Source organism: Caballeronia sp. ATUFL_F2_KS9A, from assembly GCF_023630765.1.
GTDB lineage: Bacteria > Pseudomonadota > Gammaproteobacteria > Burkholderiales > Burkholderiaceae > Caballeronia > Caballeronia zhejiangensis.
Genome location: NZ_JALQEK010000002.1, coordinates 316061 through 335475 on the forward strand (window position 1 = coordinate 316061; position 19415 = coordinate 335475).

Below are 19415 nucleotides of genomic sequence, written 5' to 3' on the forward strand. Positions count from 1 at the left end.
ATTGTCTCTGGGGTGATTTCTTATCGCGGAACGTACCGCAAACGTCGATTATCGCGCGAAGGCGTCATCTTGCGTGCGTCGTGCCGGCAGCGACCACGGCCGGCTGCGCCGCGGCGCGCACGGCGGACTTGCGCCCGAGCACGACCGTCACGATGACGGCGGCCGCGTACAGCCACGTCGACCCGCTTACGTGCTCGCCGAAGAAGAGCGCCGAGAACGCCATCGTGAAGAAGATCTGCAGCAGTTGCACTTGCCCGACGCGCGCGATGCCGCCCATCGCGAGTCCGGCGTACCACGCGAAGAAGCCGATGAACTGCGAGAACAGCGTCACGTAGCCGAACGCGAGCCAGGTCTTGAGAGCGAGCGGTTCGGGATGCGTCGCGTGGCTGCCGAACAGTTGCGCCCACGCGAGCCAGCCGACCGGCAGCAGCAGGAACGGCGCCGAGAGCACGAGCGCCCAGCAGATGACCTGCCAGCCGCCCATCTGACGCGCGAGCCGCGCGCCTTCCGCATAACCGAGCGCGCCGATGCCGACCGCGACGAGCATCAGCAGGTCGCCGGCCTGCAGCCCGCCGCCGCCCGCCTGCAACGCGAACGCGACGACGATCCCGCTGCCCGCGATCGCGCTCGCCCAGAACGCCTTCGACGGCCGCTCGTGCGAGAGCCACGCGGCATAGATGGCGACGCACAGCGGCTGCAGGCCGTTCACGACCGCGCCGTGCGACGCGGGCACGGTTTTCATCGCCCACGCGGAAAACACCGGAAACGCGATGATGACGCCCAGCGCGACCACCGCGAGGCTCTTGACCTGCGGCCACGTCGGCAGCTTTTCGCGACGCCACAAAAGCAGCGCGGCGGCGGGAATGGCCGCGACGAGCGCGCGTCCGAGGCCGTTCAGGATCGGATTGACTTCCGCGACGACGATGCGCGTCATCGGCAGCGTCAGGCTGAAAATGACGACGCCGATCAGGCCGAGCAGCATGCCTTCGGTTTCGCGGGTCTTCATTGTGCGGTGTCTCCGTGGTCGGTCATGTCGGGTGATTCCGTTTTCTTCGGGCGACGTGGCTTCGATGCCGCCCGCGCCTCGGCCTGTTCCGCCGATTCGCCGAGCGTGAGCGTCGTGCCATCGGGCAGATCGAACTGCGCGACGAGCACCGGCGCGCCCGCCGTCTCCTCGACGCGCATCAGATGCGCCGCGCCGAGCCACGCGAGCTGCTCCGCCACGGCCCGCGCGCGCGGATGAAACCCCGTCAGCGAACGCAGCGCGATGCCGGTTTCCGGCAGCGCGCCGCTCGGATGACGCGGCGTGTCCCACTGAATCAGCGACGGCAGCACGCCATCGCCGGCGCCCTGCCAGGCGGGGAACGCGCCGTCGTCGGGTACGGTCAGGCCCCAGGTATTGCCTGCGCGCGACATTGCCGCGACGGGCGCGATGCGCTCCGGATACTGCTCGCGCCAGCGCGCGAGCGACTTCGGCCGGTCCACGCGCGCGACCCAGTGCACGAGCTGCGGTCCGTGCTCGTCGAGGCGGCGCTGCATCGACGGATCGTCGAGTGCGAAAAGGCGTGGCCGCGCTGCTTCGGCATTCGCCGCCGGATCGATCGCGATCACTTCGAGATACGCGCCGCCCCACAGATTCAGCAGCCGGTTATGCGTGCCCATCAGCGGATGCGCGCCGCCGGGCGCGGTTTCCACGCCGAATTTCGCGGCGACGAACTGCGCGCCTTCTTCCAGCGTGCGTGCGGCGATTACGAGGTGATCGAGTTTCAGTCGATGGTCGGTCATGACGGGCAAAGCGATAAAAAGGGCCGATAGCATAGCGCTTCGTTCGCACGCGACGCGCAGCCCGAAAGCAAAATGTAGCCGCTTGCACCGGAACAGTAACGGTACAATCGGCCCCATACTATTCGGTACACTTTTTGACGGCCCAGTCACGCTGCGCGCCGCAGACCGGAGGCCCGCATGTCCGTTCCGCTCGATCAGATTCCCGCCCCGCACGACGCCGCGCAGCTCACGCTCGTCGATCAACTGGTGCAATGGGGGCGCAGGCGCATCGACGAGCGCGTGTTTCGTCCGGGCATGCGGATGCCGTCGATCCGCAAACTCGCGCTGGATAAAGGCGTGTCGCGCTTTACCGTGGTCGAGGCGTACGAGCGGCTCGTCGCGCACGGCTATCTCGATTCGCGGCGCGGCTCCGGTTTTTACGTGCGCGAGCGCATCGCGCCGACGCTCGTCGCGAAGGGCGAGACGCCCGCCGTCGCGGCGGATCGCGAGCCGGTGCAGAACACCATCGACGTGGTCTGGCTGCTGCGCAACATGCTGCATACGTCCAGTCCTGAAAAAGGGCCGGGGCTCGGCTATTTGCCGGGCCGCTGGCTCGACGGCGAATTGATCACCAACGCGCTGCGCTCGCTGTCGCGCCAGAGCGGGGCGCAGATGCTGGGCTTCGGCACGCCGCAAGGCTTTTTGCCGCTGCGCCAGCAGTTGCAGACGCGGCTCGAGGAACTGGAGATCGGCGCGTCGGCGGCGCGGCAGATCGTGCTCGTGTCGGGCATCACGCAGGCGATCGATCTCATTTCTCGTCTCTATGTGAAGCCGGGCGATGCCGTGATCGTCGGCGATCCGGCGTGGTTTCAGATGTTCGGCCGCTTCGCTTCGCAAGGCGCGCGGCTCGTCGGCATGCCGTACACGCCCGACGGCCCCGATCTCGATGCGCTGGAGACGCTCGTCGCGACCTGGCGGCCCAAGATGCTCATCATCAATTCGGTGCTGCAGAATCCGACCGGCACGTCGCTGACGGCGGCGCAGGCGTACCGCATTCTGCAACTCGCGCAGGAATACGACTTCATCGTCGTCGAGGACGATGTCTACGGCGATCTGTGTCCCGCTGGCTTTCCCGCGACGCGCCTCGCATCGCTCGATCAGTTGAAGCGCGTGATCTTCCTCGGCAGCTTTTCGAAGACGCTCGCGGCGAATCTGCGCGTCGGGTATATCGCGGCGGCGCCGGAAGTCGCGAAAGCGCTCGCGGATCAGAAGATGCTCGTCGGCATGACGAGTCCCGAGCTCAACGAGCGCGTCGTCTACAAGGTGTTGACGGAAGGGCATTACCGGCGTCACGTCGAGCGGCTGCGGGCCCGGCTCGACGGCGTGCGCGACAAGACCGCGCGCATGCTGGAAAAAACCGGCCTCAGACTTTTCGCGCCGCCCGCTGCGGCGGGCATGTTCCTGTGGGCGGACGCGGGCATCGATTCCGATGGACTCGCGGCAGCCGGACACGAAGCCGGCTTTCTGCTGACGCCCGGCAGCCTGTTTTCGCCGCATCAGTCTCCGACGACGTGGATGCGCTTCAACATCGCCAATTGCGGCGATCCGGCCTTGCCCGCCTTGCTGTCGAACTATCTGGAAAAGGCCGCGCGGCGCAGCGCCTAGCGGCGCCGTCCGGCAAGCCTTGGCAGATTGCGGCGCGCGGCGGGCGCGCGGATGAACTCCGCGAGCACGGTCTCATAGAGCGCGAGCGCGCCGGGCGTATGCCGGTAGCGATGCTCGTAAAGGCGGTTTTGCCCGTCGCAGAACTTGAGCGCGAAATAATCCGCGAGCAGGTTGCCTTGCGCTTCCATGTTGTAATCGCAGAGGCGCTTGTCATCGGCGAGCGTGTACGCATACCGCAGGCCGATGCGAATCGCGCCGCGCAGCCGCACCGGATAGCCGAGCTGGAATTGCCAGACATGCGTCATCTCGTGGATGAACCACATGCGGTCGGCGATGTCGCAGGCGGAGAAGTCGTCCTGAAAACATCCGCGCGGAAAATAGAGGTTGCCGTTCGGCGCCATCGCCGTGCGGCGCGGCTGCAGGCCGAACGGCAGATAGGCGCGCGCGTGCACGCGCACCCGCGAATAGTCGATGGCGTCGCGGAAGATCGAACGGGCGATGTCGATCTCGCCGGGTGTGAGTGCGCGGGCGGTGCGGTGCATGCAGGCATCATAACGGCGTGCACATCGCTCTTGAAATCGAGCGGCGCGCCCTTATATCGGACGAATTCGGCCAACACGGCCAACGCATCCGCATCAACGAAATCAAAGAGGAACCGACATGGCGCAAGAAACCATGAGCTTTCAGGCAGAAGTGAAGCAGCTTCTGCATCTGATGATCCATTCGCTCTACAGCAACAAGGAAATTTTCCTGCGCGAGCTGATTTCCAACGCATCCGATGCCGCGGACAAGCTGCGCTTCGAAGCCATCGAGAACAGCGCGCTCTACGAGAACGATCCGGATCTGCGCATCCGCGTGTCGTTCGATAAAGCCGCGCGCACGGTCACCATCGACGACAACGGCATCGGCATGAGCCGCGACGAAGCGATTTCGCATCTCGGCACGATCGCACGTTCGGGCACCAAGGAATTCTTCTCGAAGCTCTCCGGCGACCAGCAGAAGGACGCGGCGCTCATCGGGCAGTTCGGCGTCGGCTTCTATTCGGGTTTCATCGTCGCGGACAAGATCACGGTCGAGACGCGCCGCGCCGGTCTCGCGGCGAACGAGGGCGTGCGCTGGACGAGCGCGGGCGAGGGCGATTTCGAAGTCGAGGACATCGAGCGCGCGCAACGCGGCACGACCATCACGCTGCATCTGCGCGCGGACGAGGACGAGTTCCTGTCGACGCATCGTCTGAAGTCGATCATCCAGAAGTATTCGGATCACGTCGCGCTGCCCATCCTGATGAAGAAGGAAGAGTGGGACGCCGAAAAGAGCGAGATGGTCACGAAGGACGAGGACGAGACCGTCAACCAGGCGAGCGCGCTCTGGACGCGTCCGAAGAACGACATCACGGACGAGCAGTACAAGCAGTTTTATCAGCACGTTTCGCACGATCACGACGAGCCGTTCGCGTGGACGCATAACCGCGTCGAAGGCCGCAGCGAGTACACGCAACTGCTGTACGTACCGAAGCACGCGCCGTTCGATCTGTGGAACCGCGAGCATCGCGGCGGACTGAAGCTCTATGTGAAGCGCGTGTTCATCATGGATGACGCCGAGCAACTGCTGCCCGCGTATCTGCGTTTCGTGAAGGGCGTCGTTGATTCCGCCGATCTGCCGCTCAATGTCTCGCGCGAAATCCTGCAGGAAAGCCGCGACGTGAGGGCGATTCGCGAAGGCGTGACCAAGCGCGTGCTGTCGATGCTCGAAGAGCTCGCGACGTCTTCGGCCGAAGCCACCGAAGACGCCGACAAGCAGAAGTACGCCACGTTCTGGAACGAGTTCGGGCAAGTGCTGAAGGAAGGCATCGGCGAGGACTTCAGCAATCGCGAGCGCATCGCGAAGCTGGTGCGTTTCGCATCGACGCACAACGACAGCAACGAGCAGAACGTGTCGCTCGCGGACTACGTTGCGCGCATGAAGCCCGAGCAGACGAAGATCTATTACGTCACCGCCGATAGCTGGCAGGCCGCGAAGAACAGCCCGCATCTCGAAGTGTTCCGCAAGAAGGGCGTCGAAGTGCTGCTGCTGACGGACCGCGTCGACGAGTGGATGCTGTCGTTCCTCAATGAGTTCGATGGCAAGCCGCTGCAGAGCGTCGCGCGCGGCGACCTCGATCTCGGCGCGCTCGACGACGAGGAAAAGCAGCAGCAAGAGAAGGTCGGCGAGGAAATGAAGCCGCTCGTCGAGAAGATGAAGGAAGCGCTCGAAGGCAAGGCGAAGGACGTGCGCCTCACGTTCCGTCTCACCGATTCGCCGAGCTGTCTCGTCGCGGATGAAGGCGACATGAGCGGTTATCTGCAACGCATGCTGAAGGCAGCGGGGCAGAACGCGCCGCAAGCGGAACCGATTCTCGAAGTGAATCCTGAGCATCCGCTGGTGAAGTCGTTGAATGCGGATAACGCCAATTTCGTCGACTGGTGTCATCTGCTGTTCGATCAGGCGTTGCTGGCCGAAGGCGGCGCGCTGGAGGACCCGGCGAGCTTCGTGAAGCGCACGAACGCGTTGTTGCTTGCGCGGTAAGTCTTTGCAGGTGATTTGAATGAACGCGCCGCCGGGGAACCGGCGGCGCGTTTTTTACTTGCTCTTGCGTTCCTTGTTCGACTGAGCGATGAGCGATGCCGCCATCCTTCGGGTCTCTTCCGAATACTTCGGGCTTCTCAATGCTTCCGATGCCTTGTGTTCCATTGCCGCGCCGGTCTGTTTGTTCGTGTGGCGCTGCGCGAGAACCGATCCCGCGAAGCTCTTCGCAATCTTCGATGCGTGCGGATCATGCAATGTCTTTTCGGCGATCTCGGTGACTGCTTTCGACGACTGTTTCTTGTTGATTGTCATAGTCTTGTTTCATTGATTGTTCGTCTGGACGCCGCGCCTCGGTGATGCAGTGTTCGCGGCCAATCCCCTTATATCCGTGGATGGCGAGCAATTCCAGCCGAAACGTCCGAATAGCGGGTGCCTCTATAATCCGCCGCATGCTCACGCCCAACGATCCCATCGACGCACACTGGCGCGTCGTCCCGCTTGCCTCGCTCACCGACGCTCAAAAGGACTGGCTCACGCGCGGCGGCTCGCTGACCGCGCATCTGCGCACGCTCGGCGCGGTGACGGTCGAAGTGACGCGCGAAGCCGTCGATATGCCGTGGCGCGACGAATGGCGCGCGCTCGATGTCACGCCGCGCACGCCCGTCTGGACGCGCGAAGTCACGCTCAAGGTCGATGGCGCGCCGTTCGTCGTCGCGCATAGCGTCGTGCCGCTTTCGCACAGCACGGGTATCTGGCAATCGATGCGCCGTCTGCGCACGCGTCCGCTTGCCGAACTGCTTTATAGCGATAGCAGCGTGTCGCGCTCGGCGCTCGTCAGCAGAAGGATCACCGCGCGGCATCCGCTGCATCGCCTGGCATCGGCGCATGGGGAAAGCGCGCATGCGCTCGTCGCGAGACGATCCGTGTTCAAGCGTCACGGCGCGCCGCTGATGGTCACCGAATGCATGCTCGATGCGCTCTGGACGCGCCTCGACGTATCAGCCGCGAAAAAGCACCATTGGGAACACGCGCGTTCGCTCGAACATCTGAGCTCGCATGCGAAGCGCGTCGCGCACGGCGAGGCGAAATGAAGCTCGCGGGATTCGAACCGGTCGGCGATGACGCCACGCACACCCTCATCCTCGGCAGCTTTCCGGGCGTCGCATCGCTGGCGGCGACGCAGTATTACGCGCATCCGCGCAATCAGTTCTGGCGGCTCGTCGGCGCGGCGATCGGGGAATCGCTGCACGAACTGAGCTACGACGAACGTCTGGCGCGCCTGAAGCAGCACGGCATCGGCTTATGGGACGTACTCGCCGCGTGCGAACGCGAAGGCAGTCTCGATGCCGCGATCCGCAACGCATCGCCCAACGACTTCGCCGTGTTCCGCACGCGCTTCCCGAACTTGCGCAAGGTCTGCTTCAACGGCAAGACCTCGGGCAAGTTCGCGCCCGTCCTTGCAGCGGCGGGCTACGCGACGCTCGTGCTGCCGTCGTCGAGCGCGGCCAATGCTATCCTCTCGTTCGATCAAAAATTGCGCATCTGGCGCGACATCCTCACCACACAATGACGAATCTCATCAAGCGCGCGTCGGCCGAAGCCCGCGCGTTCGGCCGCAAGAAAGACAACGCCAAATCGAAGCGCAATCGCGACGATGACGAGCTCGCGAACGCCCCGCGCATCGAGGCGCCGCGCAAGCCGCGCTTCGCGCCCGTGACGTTCTCGGAAGAGGGCGGCGTGCGCTATCTGCATTTCGGCACCGAATGGGTGCAAGGCGCGATGCGTTTGAAGAAGCCCGATCACATCGAGCTCGAATACGCGCAGCAGATGATGGCGTGGCTGCTCTTCATCGAAACGCCCGAGCGCATCGCGCAACTCGGTCTCGGCGCGGCCGCGCTCACGAAGTTCTGTTACCGCTTTCTCAAGCGCGCGAAGGTCGAAGCCGTCGAACTGAACCCCGCGGTCGTGATCGCCGCGCGCGCGATGTTCGAACTGCCCTATGACGACGCGCGCCTCACCGTCACCGAGCGCGACGCGTGGGAGTTCGTCAACGATCGCGCGAACCACGGCACGATCGGCGCATTGCAGATCGATCTCTACGACGCCACCGCGCGCGGCCCCGTGCTCGACAGCGTGTCGTTCTATCGTGCGTGCCGCGCGTGTCTCACGCCCGAGGCGGGCGTCGTCACGATCAATCTGTTCGGCGATCATCCGAGCTTCGTGCGCAACATGCGGCATCTGAACGAAGCGTTCGATCATCGCGTGATCGCGCTGCCCGAAGTGCACGACGGCAATCGCGTCGCGCTCGCCTTCGCCGGTCCCGCGCTCGACGTGCCATTCGCCGCGCTCGAAACGCGCGCGAAGCTCATCGAAGCCCAACTCGGCCTGCCCGCGCGCAAGTGGGTGAAGGGTCTCGCCGAAAGCGCGGGCATCCCGACGACGGGTTCGTTCTCCATCTGACCGAACATGCATCGGGCCGGAGCGTGCGTTCTGGCCCTTTCGCGGCTATCACAGAAGCAAGCAGAGAAATCAGCGGAATCTGAATAGTCGGGATTCTCCCTGATTTGAGCGCTATTTATCGGTCCATATACTCCCTCTGTTATTTCGGGGCGCTTCAAGCGGCATGTCTACCCGACGACCGGCATCCCGCCGGGCTCGCAATAACGACAAAACAAGAGGAGACCGTTCATGGCTCACGAAGCTACGACCGGCACCGGACAACCGCGCAACAAGCATTGGCTGTGGCTTCTGATCCTTCCGTGGATCGGTGTGGTCTGGGTGCCTTTCTACAACAAGATCGAGCCCGTTCTGTGGGGCTTTCCGTACTTCTACTGGTATCAGCTGCTGTGGGTGCTGATCAGCGCCGTCATCACCGCCGTCGTCTATAAGAAGACGAAGGCGCTGCCCTCGGGACGAAAGAACGGAGGCGCGCGATGATGAACACCACCGCAACCTTCGTCTTCGTCCTCTTCTTCGTCGGCGTCACGATTCTCGGCTTCATCGCCGCGCACTGGCGCAAGGGCGATCTCGCCCAGCTCGACGAATGGGGCCTCGGCGGACGCCGCTTCGGCACCATCGTCACGTGGTTCCTGCTCGGCGGCGATCTCTATACCGCCTACACGTTCGTCGCGGTGCCGGCGCTCGTGTTCGGCGCGGGCGCGACGGGCTTCTTCGCGCTGCCGTACACGATCCTCATTTATCCATTCGCGTTCGTCGTGTTTCCGAAGCTCTGGAGCATCGCGAAGCGTCACGGCTATGTGACCGCCGCCGACTTCGTGCACGCGCGCTACAACAGCCGCATGCTCGCGCTCGCCGTCGCGCTGACGGGCATCGTGGCGACCATGCCGTACATCGCGCTGCAACTCGTCGGCATCGAAGTGGTGATCGGCGCGCTCGGCTTCTCGACGCAGGGCTTCGTCGGCGATCTGCCGCTCATCATCGCGTTCGCGATTCTCGCCGCGTACACGTACACGTCGGGCCTGCGCGCACCCGCGATGATCGCCGTGGTGAAGGACGTGCTGATCTACGTCACCATCATCGCCGCGATGATCGTGATTCCAGCGCAGCTCGGCGGCTTCGGCCATATTTTCAGCACCGTGCCGCCTGAAAAGCTGCTGCTGAAAGCGCCCGATGCCGCGAGCCTGAACGGCTACAGCGCGTACGCGACGCTCGCGGTCGGCTCGGCGCTCGCGCTCTTCCTGTACCCGCACTCGGTGACGGCGATTCTGTCGTCGAATTCGGGCAACACGATCCGCCGCAACATGTCGCTTCTGCCGGCGTACTCGCTCGTGCTCGGCCTGCTCGCGCTGCTCGGCTACATGGCGCTCGCCTCGGGCGTGAAGGACATGCCGGAATACGCGCAGTACTTCAAGGCCTACGGCGCGAACTTCGCCGTGCCGGCGCTGTTCCTGCACTACTTCCCGTCGTGGTTCGTGGGCGTGGCGTTCGCGGCGATCGGCATCGGCGCGCTGGTGCCGGCGGCGATCATGTCGATCGCGGCGGCGAACCTGTACACACGCAACGTGCATCGCGAGTTCGTCAACACGAACATGACGCCGGAGCAGGAGACCAACGTCGCCAAGCTCGTGTCGCTGATCGTGAAGGTCGGCGCGGTGGTGTTCATTCTCGCGCTGCCGCTCACGTACGCGATCCAGCTGCAACTGCTCGGCGGCATCTGGATCATCCAGACGCTGCCGGCGCTCGTGCTCGGCCTCTATACGCGCGTGCTCGATCATCGCGGCTTGCTGATCGGCTGGGCGACGGGCATCGGCGTCGGTACGTGGATGGCCGTGTCGCTGCAACTGAAGGGCTCGATCTATCCGCTGCATCTGTTCGGCTACGTCGTGCCGGGCTACGCGGCGGTGTGGGCGCTGATCGCGAACCTCATCGTTTCGATCGTCGTGAGCGTGCTCGTGCGCGTTCTCGGCCTCAAGCGCTCCGACGACCGCACGCGTCCGGAAGATTATCTGGACATCGTGGAAGGCTGATTCCGGCCGTCGCGCACCTGCCCGGCGCGGCGCGCGAAAAGCTGGTAAAACGCCCGTAACAGGCTTCTCGCCTTTGCGGGCGTTTTTTTGGACAGCCTTCGTGTGAGCGAACCATGCTTTCTCCGACATCGACGTCAATCAGGCGCGGCCGTCTCTCACGCCTCGTTCACTGGGTCACGTCGCCGTACTTCCGATACCGGCACGCGAACCTGATCCACGGGCTGCGCGTCGGCCTTGCCGTGGCAATGTCGATCGCCGTCACGACGGGCGTCGACATGCCGCACGGCATCTGGGCGACGGTGTCGGTGCTCGTCGTGATCGGCGGGCTGCAGCACTACGGCAACATCCGCAAGAAGGCCGCCGAACGCGCCATCGGCACGACGCTCGGCGCGGGCTTCGGCCTCGTGCTGATTCTCGCGGAGACGCTGACCGGCTCGCAGATGGTGTTCTTCGTGCTGATGTGCCTGGTCGCGGGCGGCTGCGCGTATTACGCCATCGGCAAGCCGGGCTATGTCGCGCTGCTCACGGCGATCACGATGGTCATCGTTTCCGGGCACGGCGACTTGCCGCTTTCCACGGGTTTGTGGCGCACGGCCAATGTGATGATCGGCGTCGTGATCGCGCTCGCGTTCTCGTTCGTGCTGCCGCAATACGCGACGTATTCGTGGCGCTACCGTCTCGCGGACAATCTGCGCGAATGCGCGAGGATCTACGGCGCTTTACTGGATGGCACGCCGCTCGTCGCCGAGGACACGGCGCGCCGCATGTATGCGATGAGCCAGCGGCTCGTGCAGGCGCGCGCGCTGATGGAGTCGGTCGCGAAGGAAACCGATGTGCCGATGGCGCGGCTGGAAGAGATCCAGCGCCTGCATCGCTCGATTCTCGCGGCGCTGGAAATGCTCGTGACGTCGATGCCGGAAGTCTCGGGCGCAACGCCCAGCCGTTTTGCGATTGCGTGCTCGCCGGGCGAATACGCGGTGCGCGGACAGCTCCTGCAGATGGCGCGCGCGCTGCGCTTCGGGCGCGTCGGTTTGCTGTATCGCGCGATGGATGCGTCGGGCGCGCCGCAATCGATCGCCGCCGACGACGAGAACGCGACGACGCAGGGCATGCACTGGCTCGCGATGCGTTTCGTCGAGCAGGTGGATCGCTTGCGGATGCGGCTGTCGGAAATCGAGCGGCAGTGGAATATCGAAGGGGCGCGGCCGCTCAATCCATGAAGCAGTGAATGCTCAGGCTGCCTGCACTTCGGCTTCGTGCACCACGTTGATGAGCCAGGGCACGCCGAAACGATCCGTCAGCATGCCGAAGCCTTGTGTCCAGAACGTGGATTGCCACGGCGTGAGCACGTTGCCGCCTTCGGCAAGCATGTTGAAGATGCGCTCGCCGGATTGCGCGTCGTCCGCGGCGATCGACAGCGTGAAGCCCGAATAGTCCTTGCGCGGCTGACCATAGCGGCCGTCGGACACCAGAATCGCGTTCGGGCCGACGCAGAATACCGCATGCATGATCTTGTCTGCCCAGTCGGGCGGGGCGTTGCCGCCGTCCGGCGCATCGCGGAAGCGCACCAGCGCGGCGATCTGCGCCCCGAACGCGGCCTGATAGAGTTCGAGCGCCTCGGCGCAGTCGCCGTTGTAGAAGATATAGGTATCCAGTTGCATGAGCGAATGACTCCGTGCATATAAAGCGGACATGCCGCCAGAGCCCGAAAGTCTATTGCAACGGCGTCCTACGTCGACTCGGAAACGGTCAAATTACGTCAAGAAGCAGCGAAATGGAAAAAACCGCAAATCGCACCAGTGATCCGGCGCGATTCGCGGTTCTGTTTTCAGCGCGCTTATTGCAGCGCGGTGATCAGCTTTTCGAGCTTGATCGCATCGGCGGCGAAAGCGCGGATGCCTTCCGCGAGCTTTTCGGTCGCCATGGCGTCGTCGTTGACGAGGAAGCGGAACGTCGGCTCGTCGACGGCGATCTTCTCCACGTTCTCGTTCTTCACGCTCTCCGGCGAGAGCTTGCGCTCGACCTTTTCGTTGCTGTCGGCGAGTTTCTTCAGCAGATCGGGGCTGATCGTGAGCAGGTCGCAGCCCGCCAGTTCGGTGATCTGACTCACCGTGCGGAAGCTCGCGCCCATGACTTCCGTCTTGTAGCCGAACTTCTTGTAGTACGAGTAGATGCGGCGCACCGACTGCACGCCCGGATCGTTCGCGCCGCCGTTTTTCACTTCGTCCCATTCCGCGCCGGCCGACTTCTTGTACCAGTCGTAGATGCGGCCGACGAACGGCGAAATAAGCTGCGCGCCCGCTTCGGCGCACGCGACCGCTTGCGCGAGCGAGAAGAGCAGCGTCATGTTGCAGTGAATGCCTTCCTTCTGCAGCACTTCGGCCGCGCGGATGCCTTCCCACGTCGACGCCAGCTTGATCAGCACGCGATCGCGACTGATGCCCGCGTTCTCGTACAGCTTGATGATGTCGTGCGCCTTGTCGATGGACGCTTTCGTGTCGAACGACAAGCGCGCGTCGACTTCGGTGGACACGCGGCCCGGAATGATCTTGAGAATCTCGGTGCCGAACGCGACGAGCAGATTGTCGATGATCTGCGGCATCGGCTTCTTCGCGTGCTCCTTGACGGTCTTTTCGAGCAGCGGCTTGTAGTCGTCCTTCTGGACGGCCTTCAGGATCAGCGACGGATTGGTCGTCGCGTCCTGCGGCTTGAATGCGATGAATTGCTGGAAGTCGCCCGTGTCGGCGACGACGGTCGTGTATTGCTTGAGCTGGTCGAGAGCGGATGTCATGTCGAGTCTCAGACGCGTGGCGTCTTGTCAAATTGCGGAAAACAACCCGCGGATTGCCCATGATTGCGACGCCGCGCGGCGACTTCGTTCGCGCGGCGCGCCCCTGAATTCATTTTCCCATTCTAGTCCCGAGCGCGGCGAACGCGCTGATCCGTGCACGCACGCACGCGGCGTGCCGGAATTCGACCGGCGCGCCGCCTCGCGCGTTCAATCGCGTCCAAGCGCGTTCAGTCGCGTTCAATCGGCCGCGTAAGCGAGCTCGTGCCAGCGCCGCACCGTGCCCGAGTCCAACTGGCCGCGCGCGAAACGCATCTTGCGGACTCGTCGAGCGCGTGCGCGTCTGTCGCCGGATCGCCGCCGCTCATCTTCAGGACGACGTCCTGGACGTGCCCGGCGTCGTCGAGCAGCACGCGCACGATCGTCTTGCGCTTAGGTGCGGTGCCAGGCGGCGTGGAGCGCGCCAACAGTCTGTCGATCAAAGCCATGACGGAAATGCCAAAAACGATTGCGGAAGCATCGGCCGGAAATCGGGGCCGATTCCGCCATTGTAGGCTGCGTCAGGCGCGTCTGGCATTGAGCACGACATGCGTCACAACGCCCGCGATCAAGCCCCAGAACGCGGAGCCGATCGACAGCAGCGTGAGGCCCGACGCCGTCACCATGAACGTGACGAGCGCGGGCTCGCGTTGACGCGCGTCCTGCATCGCGTTGGCGAGGCCGCTCATGATCGAGCCGAAGAGGGCGAGCGCCGCCACCGACACGACGAGCTCCTTCGGAAACGCCGCGAACAGCGCCGCGATGGTCGCGCCGAACGTGCCCGCGAGCAGATAGAACACGCCGCACCAGACGGCCGCCGTGTAGCGCTTGTCGCGATTCTCGTGCGCCTCGCGGCCGGTGCAGATCGCGGCGGTGATGGCGGCGAGATTCACGCCGTGCGAGCCGAACGGCGCGAGCACGAGCGACGCGAGGCCGGTCGTCGAGATGAGCGGGGCGGAAGGCGTCGTGTAGCCATCGGCGCGCAACACGGCGATGCCTGGCACGTTTTGCGAGGCCATCGCGACGACGAAAAGCGGAATGCCGATGCTGATCGCCGAGGCGATCGAGAACGCGGGCATCGTGAAGACGGGATGCGCGAGCGCCACATGAAAGCGCGAAAAGTCGAGCAGCCCGAGCGCGCCCGCGACCGCGATGCCGACGACGAGCGTCGCCGGGATCGCGTAGCGCGGCAGGAAGCGCTTGCCGGTGAGATACGTGAAAAACATCACGATGACGAGCGAGGTGCGATGCTCGGCGGCGCGAAAAATCTCGATGCCGATCTCGAACAGGATGCCCGCGAGCAGCGCGGCGGCGATGCCCGACGGAATGCGCTTCATCAGCGTGTCGAACCAGCCGGTCAGGCCGACGGCGGTCAAGAGCACCGCGCAGACGATGAACGCGCCGATCGCATCGGCGTAGGCGACGTTCGGCAGCGACGAGACGAGCAGCGCCGCGCCCGGCGTCGACCATGCGACGACGATCGGCGCGCGATAGCGCAGCGACAGGCCGATCGTGCAGACCGCCATGCCCATCGAGAGCGCCCAGATCCACGAGGAAATCTGCGCATCGGACAAATGCGCGGCCTGGCCCGCCTGGAACATCAGGACGAGCGAACTGGTGTAGCCGGTCATCATCGCGACGAAACCGGCGACGATCGTGGAGAGCGACGTATCAAAGAGGAAACGCGGCGCGGCGGGCGCCGGAGCGGAAGCTTTCATTCGGGTGTCTCGATTACTTCGACAGGGCGCGCATGGCGGTTTCGAGGCCGGCCATCGTCAGCGGATACATGCGATTGCCGAGCACGTTGCGGATCGCGGAGATCGACTGGCGATATTCCCATAGCCGCTCGGGCTCGGGATTGAGCCATGCGTGATGCGGGAATTGATCCGCGAGACGGCGCAACCACACCGCGCCGGCCTCGGCATTGTTGTATTCGACGGAGCCGCCCGGCTGCAGCACTTCGTAGGGACTCATGGTGGCGTCGCCGACGAAGATCAGCTTGTAGTCCGGCGTGAACCTGTGCAGCACGTCGAAGGTCGGCGTGCGCTCGGTGTGACGGCGGCGGTTGTTCTTCCACAGATAGTCGTACACGCAGTTGTGGAAGTAGTAGAACTCGAGATGCTTGAACTCGGCCTTCGCCGCCGAGAACAACTCTTCGACGCGCTTGATGTGATCGTCCATCGAGCCGCCGACGTCGAGCAGCATCAGCACTTTCACGTTGTTGTGGCGCTCGGGCACCATCTTGAGATCGAGCCAGCCGGCGTTGGCGGCGGTGCTGCGGATCGTGTCGGGCAGATCGAGCTCTTCGTTCGCGCCTTCGCGCGCGAAGCGCCGCAAGCGCCGCAGCGCGACCTTGATGTTGCGCGTGCCGATTTCGACCTGATCGTCGTAATCCTTGTACGCGCGCTCGTCCCACACTTTCACGGCGGTGCGGTTCCCCGCCGATTCCCCGCCGATGCGAATGCCTTCCGGGTTGTAGCCGCCATGCCCGAAGGGCGACGTGCCGCCCGTGCCGATCCATTTGTTGCCGCCTTCGTGACGCTCCTTCTGCTCGTCCATCAGTTCCTTCAGGCGTTCCATGAGCTTGTCGAGGCCGCCGAGCGCCTCGATGCGCTTCTTTTCTTCCGCCGTGAATTCGCGTTCGAGCCGCTTCCTGAGCCAGTCGAGCGGAATGTCGAAGACTTCGTCGGGAAGCTGCGTCAGGCCGTGGAAATACGCGCCGAACGCGCGATCGAACTTGTCGAAGTACTTCTCGTCCTTCACGAGCGTCATGCGGGCGAGGAAGTAGAACTCGTCGAGCGACGGCGAAATGACCTGCGCCTTCAGCCCTTCGAGCAAGGTCAGATATTCCTTCACCGAAACGGGCAGCTTCGCGTCGCGCAGCGAGTAGAAGAAGTCGATCAGCATGGCGCGCTCTCCATCGTGCTTAACGTTCGAGCCGGAAATTCAGATTGGCGCGCACAGCCGGCCATTCCGAGCGGATGATCGAAAACACGACGGTGTCGCGCAACACGCCGTCCTTGCCGACCTGATGATTGCGCAGAATGCCGTCCTGCTTCGCGCCGAGCCGCGCGATCGCCGTGCGCGACGCGTGGTTCATGAAATGCGTCCGGAATTCGACGGCGATGGCATCGAGCCTGTCGAAGGCGTGCGTGAGCAGCAGCAGTTTGGCTTCGGTGTTGAGCGCGGTCTTCTGCACGCGCTTCGCATACCACGTATGCCCGATCTCCAGCCGACGATTCGCTTCGTCGACGTTGAAGTAACGCGTCGATCCGACGATGTCGCCGCTCTTCGCATCGATCACCGCGAATGGATGCGCGCCCGAGCGGTTGCGCATGTCGAGCGCGGTGTCGATATAGGCGCGCGTCTTGTCGGGCGGCGGCACGAAGGTGTACCAGAGCTTCCACAATTGGCCATCGCTCGCGGCGGCCGTGAGGGCCTGCTCGTGCTCGGGCGTGAGCGGCACGAGCCTGACGTGTTCGCCTTGCAGCGTGACGGGTTCGATCCAGCGGCTCATGTCGTTATCAGCGATGGTTGCGGTTCATGAACAGCAGCCGCTCGAAGAGCGCGACGTCCTGTTCGTTCTTGAGCAACGCGCCGTGCAGCGGCGGCACGATCTGTTTCTGATCCGACGAGCGCAGCGCCTCGGGCGGAATGTCTTCGGCCAGGAGCAGCTTGAGCCAGTCGAGCAGTTCGGACGTCGACGGCTTCTTCTTCAGGCCCGAGACCTGGCGCAGCTCGAAGAAGCTCTGCATCGCCGCGGCGAGCAGATCCTGCTTGATGTTCGGAAAATGCACCTCGACGATGGCCTTCATCGTCTCCGCGTCCGGGAACTTGATGTAGTGGAAGAAGCAGCGGCGCAGGAACGCGTCAGGCAACTCCTTCTCGTTATTCGACGTGATGATGACGAGCGGCCTGTGCTTCGCTTTCACGAGCTCGCGCGTCTCGTAGACGTAGAACTCCATGCGGTCGAGTTCGCGCAGCAAGTCGTTCGGAAATTCGATGTCCGCCTTGTCGATCTCGTCGATGAGCAGCACGCTCTGCTGGTCCGACTCGAACGCCTGCCACAGCACGCCCTTGACGATGTAATTGCGGATGTCCTTCACGCGCTCGTCGCCGAGCTGCGAATCGCGCAGGCGCGAGACGGCGTCGTATTCGTACAGGCCTTGCTGGGCTTTCGTCGTCGATTTGATGTGCCACTGCAGAAGCGGCATGCCGAGTGCTCCCGCAACTTCCTCGGCGAGCATGGTCTTGCCGGTTCCCGGTTCGCCCTTGATGAGCAGCGGCCGTTGCAGCGTCATCGCGGCGTTCACCGCGAGCTTGAGATCGTCGGTTGCGACGTATTGCGATGAGCCTTCGAAACGCATGACGAAGATCCGGTTGGCAAAAAAATCCCAGTATAAGTCAGAAGACCTTTCCGCATTGAGGCGCGCCCGGTATCGTTTGAGCCGCTTTATCGGCAGGTCGACGCTGCATGCCCGAGCGCGGGTGAAGCGTGCGCGCAAGCGGGTTCATCGCGTGTACAGGGACGAATTGTCGCAGGGCAAACGGCTGCTTTTCAGCCGATTCCCCTTGTCAGCAGGGCTTCGGCGCGGTTCGCGTGTGGACGGAGGGTAGGTCGCGCGGTACAATTAGCGCGATTTTTTTGGCCTGCGTGGCGACAGACCCTGCAACAGCAAACAGTCCCGAGAAGGTTGTATTGCGCTCGGCGCGGGCCGCGGCCTTGTGAGCGCCGGATTTCCCCTCAAGCCAGGTTAGAAGAGCTATGAACAATTTCGTCGGCAAATGTGCCGTGATTGCAGCGCTGTCCGGTCTCGCCGGCTTCGCGAGTGAGGCGTCGGCCGACGTCGTCGGCAACGCGAAGGCCGCAGAGGGCAAGGTTGCGATGTGCATCGGCTGCCACGGCATCCCCGGCTATCGCACCGCGTACCCCGAGGTGTACGAAGTGCCGATGCTGGGCGGCCAGAACGCGCAGTACATCGCCAATGCGCTGCATGCCTACAAGAAGGGCGACCGTCATTTCGACACGATGCGCGCCATCGCGACGACGCTGTCGGATCAGGATATCGCCGATATCGCCGCGTACTACGCTGCGCAGACTCCCCAATCGAAGAACAATCCCGACAAGTGATCCGCGCGTGAACGCAAAGCGACAACGGGAAGGAGAATTCATGAAGCCGTCCAAGGCACTTCACTCAAGCTTTAAGGCAGCGAGCGCCGCAGCGGCGCTCATCGGCATGACGGCGTTCGGCAGCGCGCACGCAGCCGATGTCGCAAACGGCAAGGCGCTTTCCGACAGCCACAACTGCGCGGCCTGTCACGGTCCCGGTCTGAACAAGCCGGTGAGCGGCGAGTATCCGCGTCTCGCGGGTCAGCACGCGACGTACATCTACTGGGCGCTGCGGCAGTATCAGATCGGCGGCAACAACCCGAACTTCGGACGCAACAACGCCATCATGGCGGCGCAGGTGCAGAACCTGTCGCAGAGCGATCTGAAGGATCTCGCGGCATACATCGAATCGCTCGATGGCAGTCTCGTGCTGAAGAAGTAAGCGCGATTTCTCCCGCAATCCGCACAACGAAACACCCCGCTCGAAGCGGGGTGTTTTGCTTGATGCGTCCAGTTTCGATGCTTAGTCGCGCGAAGCACGGCGCTCGATCAGCGCGAGATAGGCGTCGGTGTCGGGCGGGGTGCCGGAGCGCTGCGCTTCCCAGATGATCTGGCCGAGGCAATCCATGATCGCGTGCTGCGCGTCGTGCGGCGAGCCGAGGCGTGCGACGAGCCTGTCGTGCGCGCGGCGGATGCCCGGCGGCTGATCGATCGAAAGCTGCTCGCTGATCGCGAGATGCATCGACAGATGCAGAAACGGGTTCGTCTGACCGCGATCGGGCGAGTAATCGGCTTCGCGCGATTCGGGGTTCACGAGCGCGTCGTGATATTCCGGATGCTCGCCGATCCAGTCGGCGGCCATGCTTTCGAGCGGCGTCAGAATCTCGCCGGCGCGCTCCTTGCGCCACGTTTCGGTGAAGAACTGGCGAACTTCGTCGCGGCTGGGGTTGAACATAACGTATTGATTCGATTGCGGGTTTCTGAATCCGCTATTGTA

22 protein-coding genes are annotated in these 19415 nt (G+C 63.7%); 10 read left to right on the forward strand and 12 right to left on the reverse strand.

The features are described from left to right. Nucleotides 1-64 precede the first annotated feature (64 nt). Together NCS67_RS03760 and NCS67_RS03765 are read right to left on the reverse strand one after the other, a co-directional pair. The gene (locus NCS67_RS03760; protein ID WP_250434264.1) at nucleotides 65-1006 is read right to left on the reverse strand and encodes a DMT family transporter; all 942 of its coding nucleotides are present in this window, start codon (nucleotides 1004-1006) and stop codon (nucleotides 65-67) included. Beyond that, a complete protein-coding gene (locus NCS67_RS03765) occupies nucleotides 1003-1785 on the reverse strand; it encodes a VOC family protein (protein WP_051079033.1) in 783 nt (260 codons plus the stop codon). Before NCS67_RS03765 ends, NCS67_RS03760 begins: the two co-directional genes overlap by 4 nt. Nucleotides 1786-1962: 177 nt before the next feature. On the opposite strand from NCS67_RS03765, the gene NCS67_RS03770 reads away from it, so the two are divergent. Beyond that, nucleotides 1963-3429 (forward strand): aminotransferase-like domain-containing protein, encoded by a 1467-nt coding sequence (locus NCS67_RS03770; protein WP_034471274.1) that lies wholly within the window; start codon nucleotides 1963-1965, stop codon nucleotides 3427-3429. On the opposite strand, the gene NCS67_RS03775 is transcribed toward NCS67_RS03770, so the two are convergent. Further along, nucleotides 3426-3971, reverse strand: a complete 546-nt coding sequence (locus tag NCS67_RS03775; protein ID WP_034471272.1) for a hypothetical protein — start codon at nucleotides 3969-3971, stop codon at nucleotides 3426-3428. The genes NCS67_RS03770 and NCS67_RS03775 overlap by 4 nt on opposite strands. Before the next feature lie 118 nt (nucleotides 3972-4089). On the opposite strand from NCS67_RS03775, the gene htpG reads away from it, so the two are divergent. Further along, nucleotides 4090-5994, forward strand: a complete 1905-nt coding sequence (htpG, locus tag NCS67_RS03780; RefSeq protein WP_250434265.1) for a molecular chaperone HtpG — start codon at nucleotides 4090-4092, stop codon at nucleotides 5992-5994. 54 nt (nucleotides 5995-6048) lie between these two features. Here the strand turns inward: htpG and NCS67_RS03785 are convergent, their stop codons facing one another. Further along, nucleotides 6049-6306: a hypothetical protein gene (locus NCS67_RS03785; RefSeq protein WP_008350714.1), complete on the reverse strand. Its 258-nt coding sequence runs from the start codon at nucleotides 6304-6306 to the stop codon at nucleotides 6049-6051. A gap of 137 nt (nucleotides 6307-6443) precedes the next feature. Here NCS67_RS03785 and NCS67_RS03790 point away from each other — a divergent pair, with 137 nt between their 5' ends. The 6 genes from NCS67_RS03790 to NCS67_RS03815 all read left to right on the forward strand — a co-directional run bounded on the left by NCS67_RS03790 (nucleotide 6444) and on the right by NCS67_RS03815 (nucleotide 11701). Beyond that, nucleotides 6444-7085 carry a chorismate--pyruvate lyase family protein gene (locus NCS67_RS03790; protein WP_250434267.1) on the forward strand — a complete coding sequence of 214 codons (642 nt, stop codon included), beginning with the start codon at nucleotides 6444-6446 and terminating at the stop codon, nucleotides 7083-7085. Next, on the forward strand, nucleotides 7082-7564 hold the full coding sequence (locus NCS67_RS03795; protein WP_250434269.1) for a DNA-deoxyinosine glycosylase: 483 nt from the start codon (nucleotides 7082-7084) through the stop codon (nucleotides 7562-7564). The genes NCS67_RS03790 and NCS67_RS03795 overlap by 4 nt, the downstream gene beginning before the upstream one ends. Beyond that, nucleotides 7561-8454 carry a class I SAM-dependent methyltransferase gene (locus NCS67_RS03800; RefSeq protein WP_250434271.1) on the forward strand — a complete coding sequence of 298 codons (894 nt, stop codon included), beginning with the start codon at nucleotides 7561-7563 and terminating at the stop codon, nucleotides 8452-8454. Before NCS67_RS03795 ends, NCS67_RS03800 begins: the two co-directional genes overlap by 4 nt. 228 nt (nucleotides 8455-8682) lie before the next feature. After that, nucleotides 8683-8931 carry a DUF3311 domain-containing protein gene (locus NCS67_RS03805; RefSeq protein WP_008350708.1) on the forward strand — a complete coding sequence of 83 codons (249 nt, stop codon included), beginning with the start codon at nucleotides 8683-8685 and terminating at the stop codon, nucleotides 8929-8931. Then, nucleotides 8931-10481 (forward strand): monocarboxylate uptake permease MctP, encoded by a 1551-nt coding sequence (gene mctP, locus NCS67_RS03810; protein ID WP_008350706.1) that lies wholly within the window; start codon nucleotides 8931-8933, stop codon nucleotides 10479-10481. Before NCS67_RS03805 ends, mctP begins: the two co-directional genes overlap by 1 nt. A gap of 113 nt (nucleotides 10482-10594) precedes the next feature. Beyond that, complete coding sequence (locus NCS67_RS03815; RefSeq protein WP_175981858.1) at nucleotides 10595-11701, forward strand: FUSC family protein; 1107 nt, start codon at nucleotides 10595-10597, stop codon at nucleotides 11699-11701. A gap of 12 nt (nucleotides 11702-11713) precedes the next feature. On the opposite strand, the gene NCS67_RS03820 is transcribed toward NCS67_RS03815, so the two are convergent. The 7 genes from NCS67_RS03820 to NCS67_RS03850 form a co-directional block, all read right to left on the reverse strand. Further along, entirely contained in the window at nucleotides 11714-12142 is a 429-nt protein-coding gene (locus tag NCS67_RS03820) for a VOC family protein (RefSeq protein ID WP_008350703.1), read from the reverse strand. 176 nt (nucleotides 12143-12318) lie between these two features. After that, a complete protein-coding gene (gene tal / locus NCS67_RS03825; RefSeq protein WP_008350701.1) occupies nucleotides 12319-13272 on the reverse strand; it encodes a transaldolase in 954 nt (317 codons plus the stop codon). Nucleotides 13273-13499: 227 nt separating this feature from the next. Continuing rightward, a complete protein-coding gene (locus NCS67_RS03830; RefSeq protein ID WP_250434274.1) occupies nucleotides 13500-13757 on the reverse strand; it encodes an energy transducer TonB in 258 nt (85 codons plus the stop codon). 72 nt (nucleotides 13758-13829) lie between these two features. Further along, nucleotides 13830-15026 carry a benzoate/H(+) symporter BenE family transporter gene (locus NCS67_RS03835; RefSeq protein WP_175981862.1) on the reverse strand — a complete coding sequence of 399 codons (1197 nt, stop codon included), beginning with the start codon at nucleotides 15024-15026 and terminating at the stop codon, nucleotides 13830-13832. A 13-nt stretch (nucleotides 15027-15039) separates the two neighbouring features. Beyond that, the gene (locus NCS67_RS03840) at nucleotides 15040-16215 is read right to left on the reverse strand and encodes a vWA domain-containing protein (RefSeq protein ID WP_250434284.1); all 1176 of its coding nucleotides are present in this window, start codon (nucleotides 16213-16215) and stop codon (nucleotides 15040-15042) included. Nucleotides 16216-16234: 19 nt separating this feature from the next. Then, nucleotides 16235-16825, reverse strand: coding sequence for a GNAT family N-acetyltransferase (locus NCS67_RS03845; RefSeq protein WP_034471257.1), 591 nt, complete (start codon nucleotides 16823-16825; stop codon nucleotides 16235-16237). 7 nt (nucleotides 16826-16832) lie between these two features. Next, entirely contained in the window at nucleotides 16833-17675 is an 843-nt protein-coding gene (locus NCS67_RS03850; RefSeq protein ID WP_008350690.1) for an AAA family ATPase, read from the reverse strand. 398 nt (nucleotides 17676-18073) lie between these two features. On the opposite strand from NCS67_RS03850, the gene NCS67_RS03855 reads away from it, so the two are divergent. Continuing rightward, nucleotides 18074-18439, forward strand: coding sequence for a c-type cytochrome (locus NCS67_RS03855; RefSeq protein ID WP_008350687.1), 366 nt, complete (start codon nucleotides 18074-18076; stop codon nucleotides 18437-18439). Nucleotides 18440-18479: 40 nt separating this feature from the next. Next, the gene (locus tag NCS67_RS03860) at nucleotides 18480-18860 is read left to right on the forward strand and encodes a c-type cytochrome (protein WP_008350685.1); all 381 of its coding nucleotides are present in this window, start codon (nucleotides 18480-18482) and stop codon (nucleotides 18858-18860) included. A gap of 81 nt (nucleotides 18861-18941) precedes the next feature. Here NCS67_RS03860 and NCS67_RS03865 read toward each other — a convergent pair whose 3' ends face one another. Then, nucleotides 18942-19373 (reverse strand): DUF1841 family protein, encoded by a 432-nt coding sequence (locus NCS67_RS03865; RefSeq protein ID WP_008350683.1) that lies wholly within the window; start codon nucleotides 19371-19373, stop codon nucleotides 18942-18944. Between the last annotated feature and the right edge of the window lie 42 nt (nucleotides 19374-19415).

Coding starts and splice junctions, on each gene's coding strand:
- NCS67_RS03760 (WP_250434264.1), bottom strand. CDS start 1,006: ATGAAGACCCGCGAAACCGAAGGCATGCTGCTCGGCCTGATCGGCGTC.
- NCS67_RS03765 (WP_051079033.1), bottom strand. CDS start 1,785: ATGACCGACCATCGACTGAAACTCGATCACCTCGTAATCGCCGCACGC.
- NCS67_RS03770 (WP_034471274.1), top strand. CDS start 1,963: ATGTCCGTTCCGCTCGATCAGATTCCCGCCCCGCACGACGCCGCGCAG.
- NCS67_RS03775 (WP_034471272.1), bottom strand. CDS start 3,971: ATGCACCGCACCGCCCGCGCACTCACACCCGGCGAGATCGACATCGCC.
- htpG (WP_250434265.1), top strand. CDS start 4,090: ATGGCGCAAGAAACCATGAGCTTTCAGGCAGAAGTGAAGCAGCTTCTG.
- NCS67_RS03785 (WP_008350714.1), bottom strand. CDS start 6,306: ATGACAATCAACAAGAAACAGTCGTCGAAAGCAGTCACCGAGATCGCC.
- NCS67_RS03790 (WP_250434267.1), top strand. CDS start 6,444: ATGCTCACGCCCAACGATCCCATCGACGCACACTGGCGCGTCGTCCCG.
- NCS67_RS03795 (WP_250434269.1), top strand. CDS start 7,082: ATGAAGCTCGCGGGATTCGAACCGGTCGGCGATGACGCCACGCACACC.
- NCS67_RS03800 (WP_250434271.1), top strand. CDS start 7,561: ATGACGAATCTCATCAAGCGCGCGTCGGCCGAAGCCCGCGCGTTCGGC.
- NCS67_RS03805 (WP_008350708.1), top strand. CDS start 8,683: ATGGCTCACGAAGCTACGACCGGCACCGGACAACCGCGCAACAAGCAT.
- mctP (WP_008350706.1), top strand. CDS start 8,931: ATGAACACCACCGCAACCTTCGTCTTCGTCCTCTTCTTCGTCGGCGTC.
- NCS67_RS03815 (WP_175981858.1), top strand. CDS start 10,595: ATGCTTTCTCCGACATCGACGTCAATCAGGCGCGGCCGTCTCTCACGC.
- NCS67_RS03820 (WP_008350703.1), bottom strand. CDS start 12,142: ATGCAACTGGATACCTATATCTTCTACAACGGCGACTGCGCCGAGGCG.
- tal (WP_008350701.1), bottom strand. CDS start 13,272: ATGACATCCGCTCTCGACCAGCTCAAGCAATACACGACCGTCGTCGCC.
- NCS67_RS03830 (WP_250434274.1), bottom strand. CDS start 13,757: ATGGCTTTGATCGACAGACTGTTGGCGCGCTCCACGCCGCCTGGCACC.
- NCS67_RS03835 (WP_175981862.1), bottom strand. CDS start 15,026: ATGAAAGCTTCCGCTCCGGCGCCCGCCGCGCCGCGTTTCCTCTTTGAT.
- NCS67_RS03840 (WP_250434284.1), bottom strand. CDS start 16,215: ATGCTGATCGACTTCTTCTACTCGCTGCGCGACGCGAAGCTGCCCGTT.
- NCS67_RS03845 (WP_034471257.1), bottom strand. CDS start 16,825: ATGAGCCGCTGGATCGAACCCGTCACGCTGCAAGGCGAACACGTCAGG.
- NCS67_RS03850 (WP_008350690.1), bottom strand. CDS start 17,675: ATGCGTTTCGAAGGCTCATCGCAATACGTCGCAACCGACGATCTCAAG.
- NCS67_RS03855 (WP_008350687.1), top strand. CDS start 18,074: ATGAACAATTTCGTCGGCAAATGTGCCGTGATTGCAGCGCTGTCCGGT.
- NCS67_RS03860 (WP_008350685.1), top strand. CDS start 18,480: ATGAAGCCGTCCAAGGCACTTCACTCAAGCTTTAAGGCAGCGAGCGCC.
- NCS67_RS03865 (WP_008350683.1), bottom strand. CDS start 19,373: ATGTTCAACCCCAGCCGCGACGAAGTTCGCCAGTTCTTCACCGAAACG.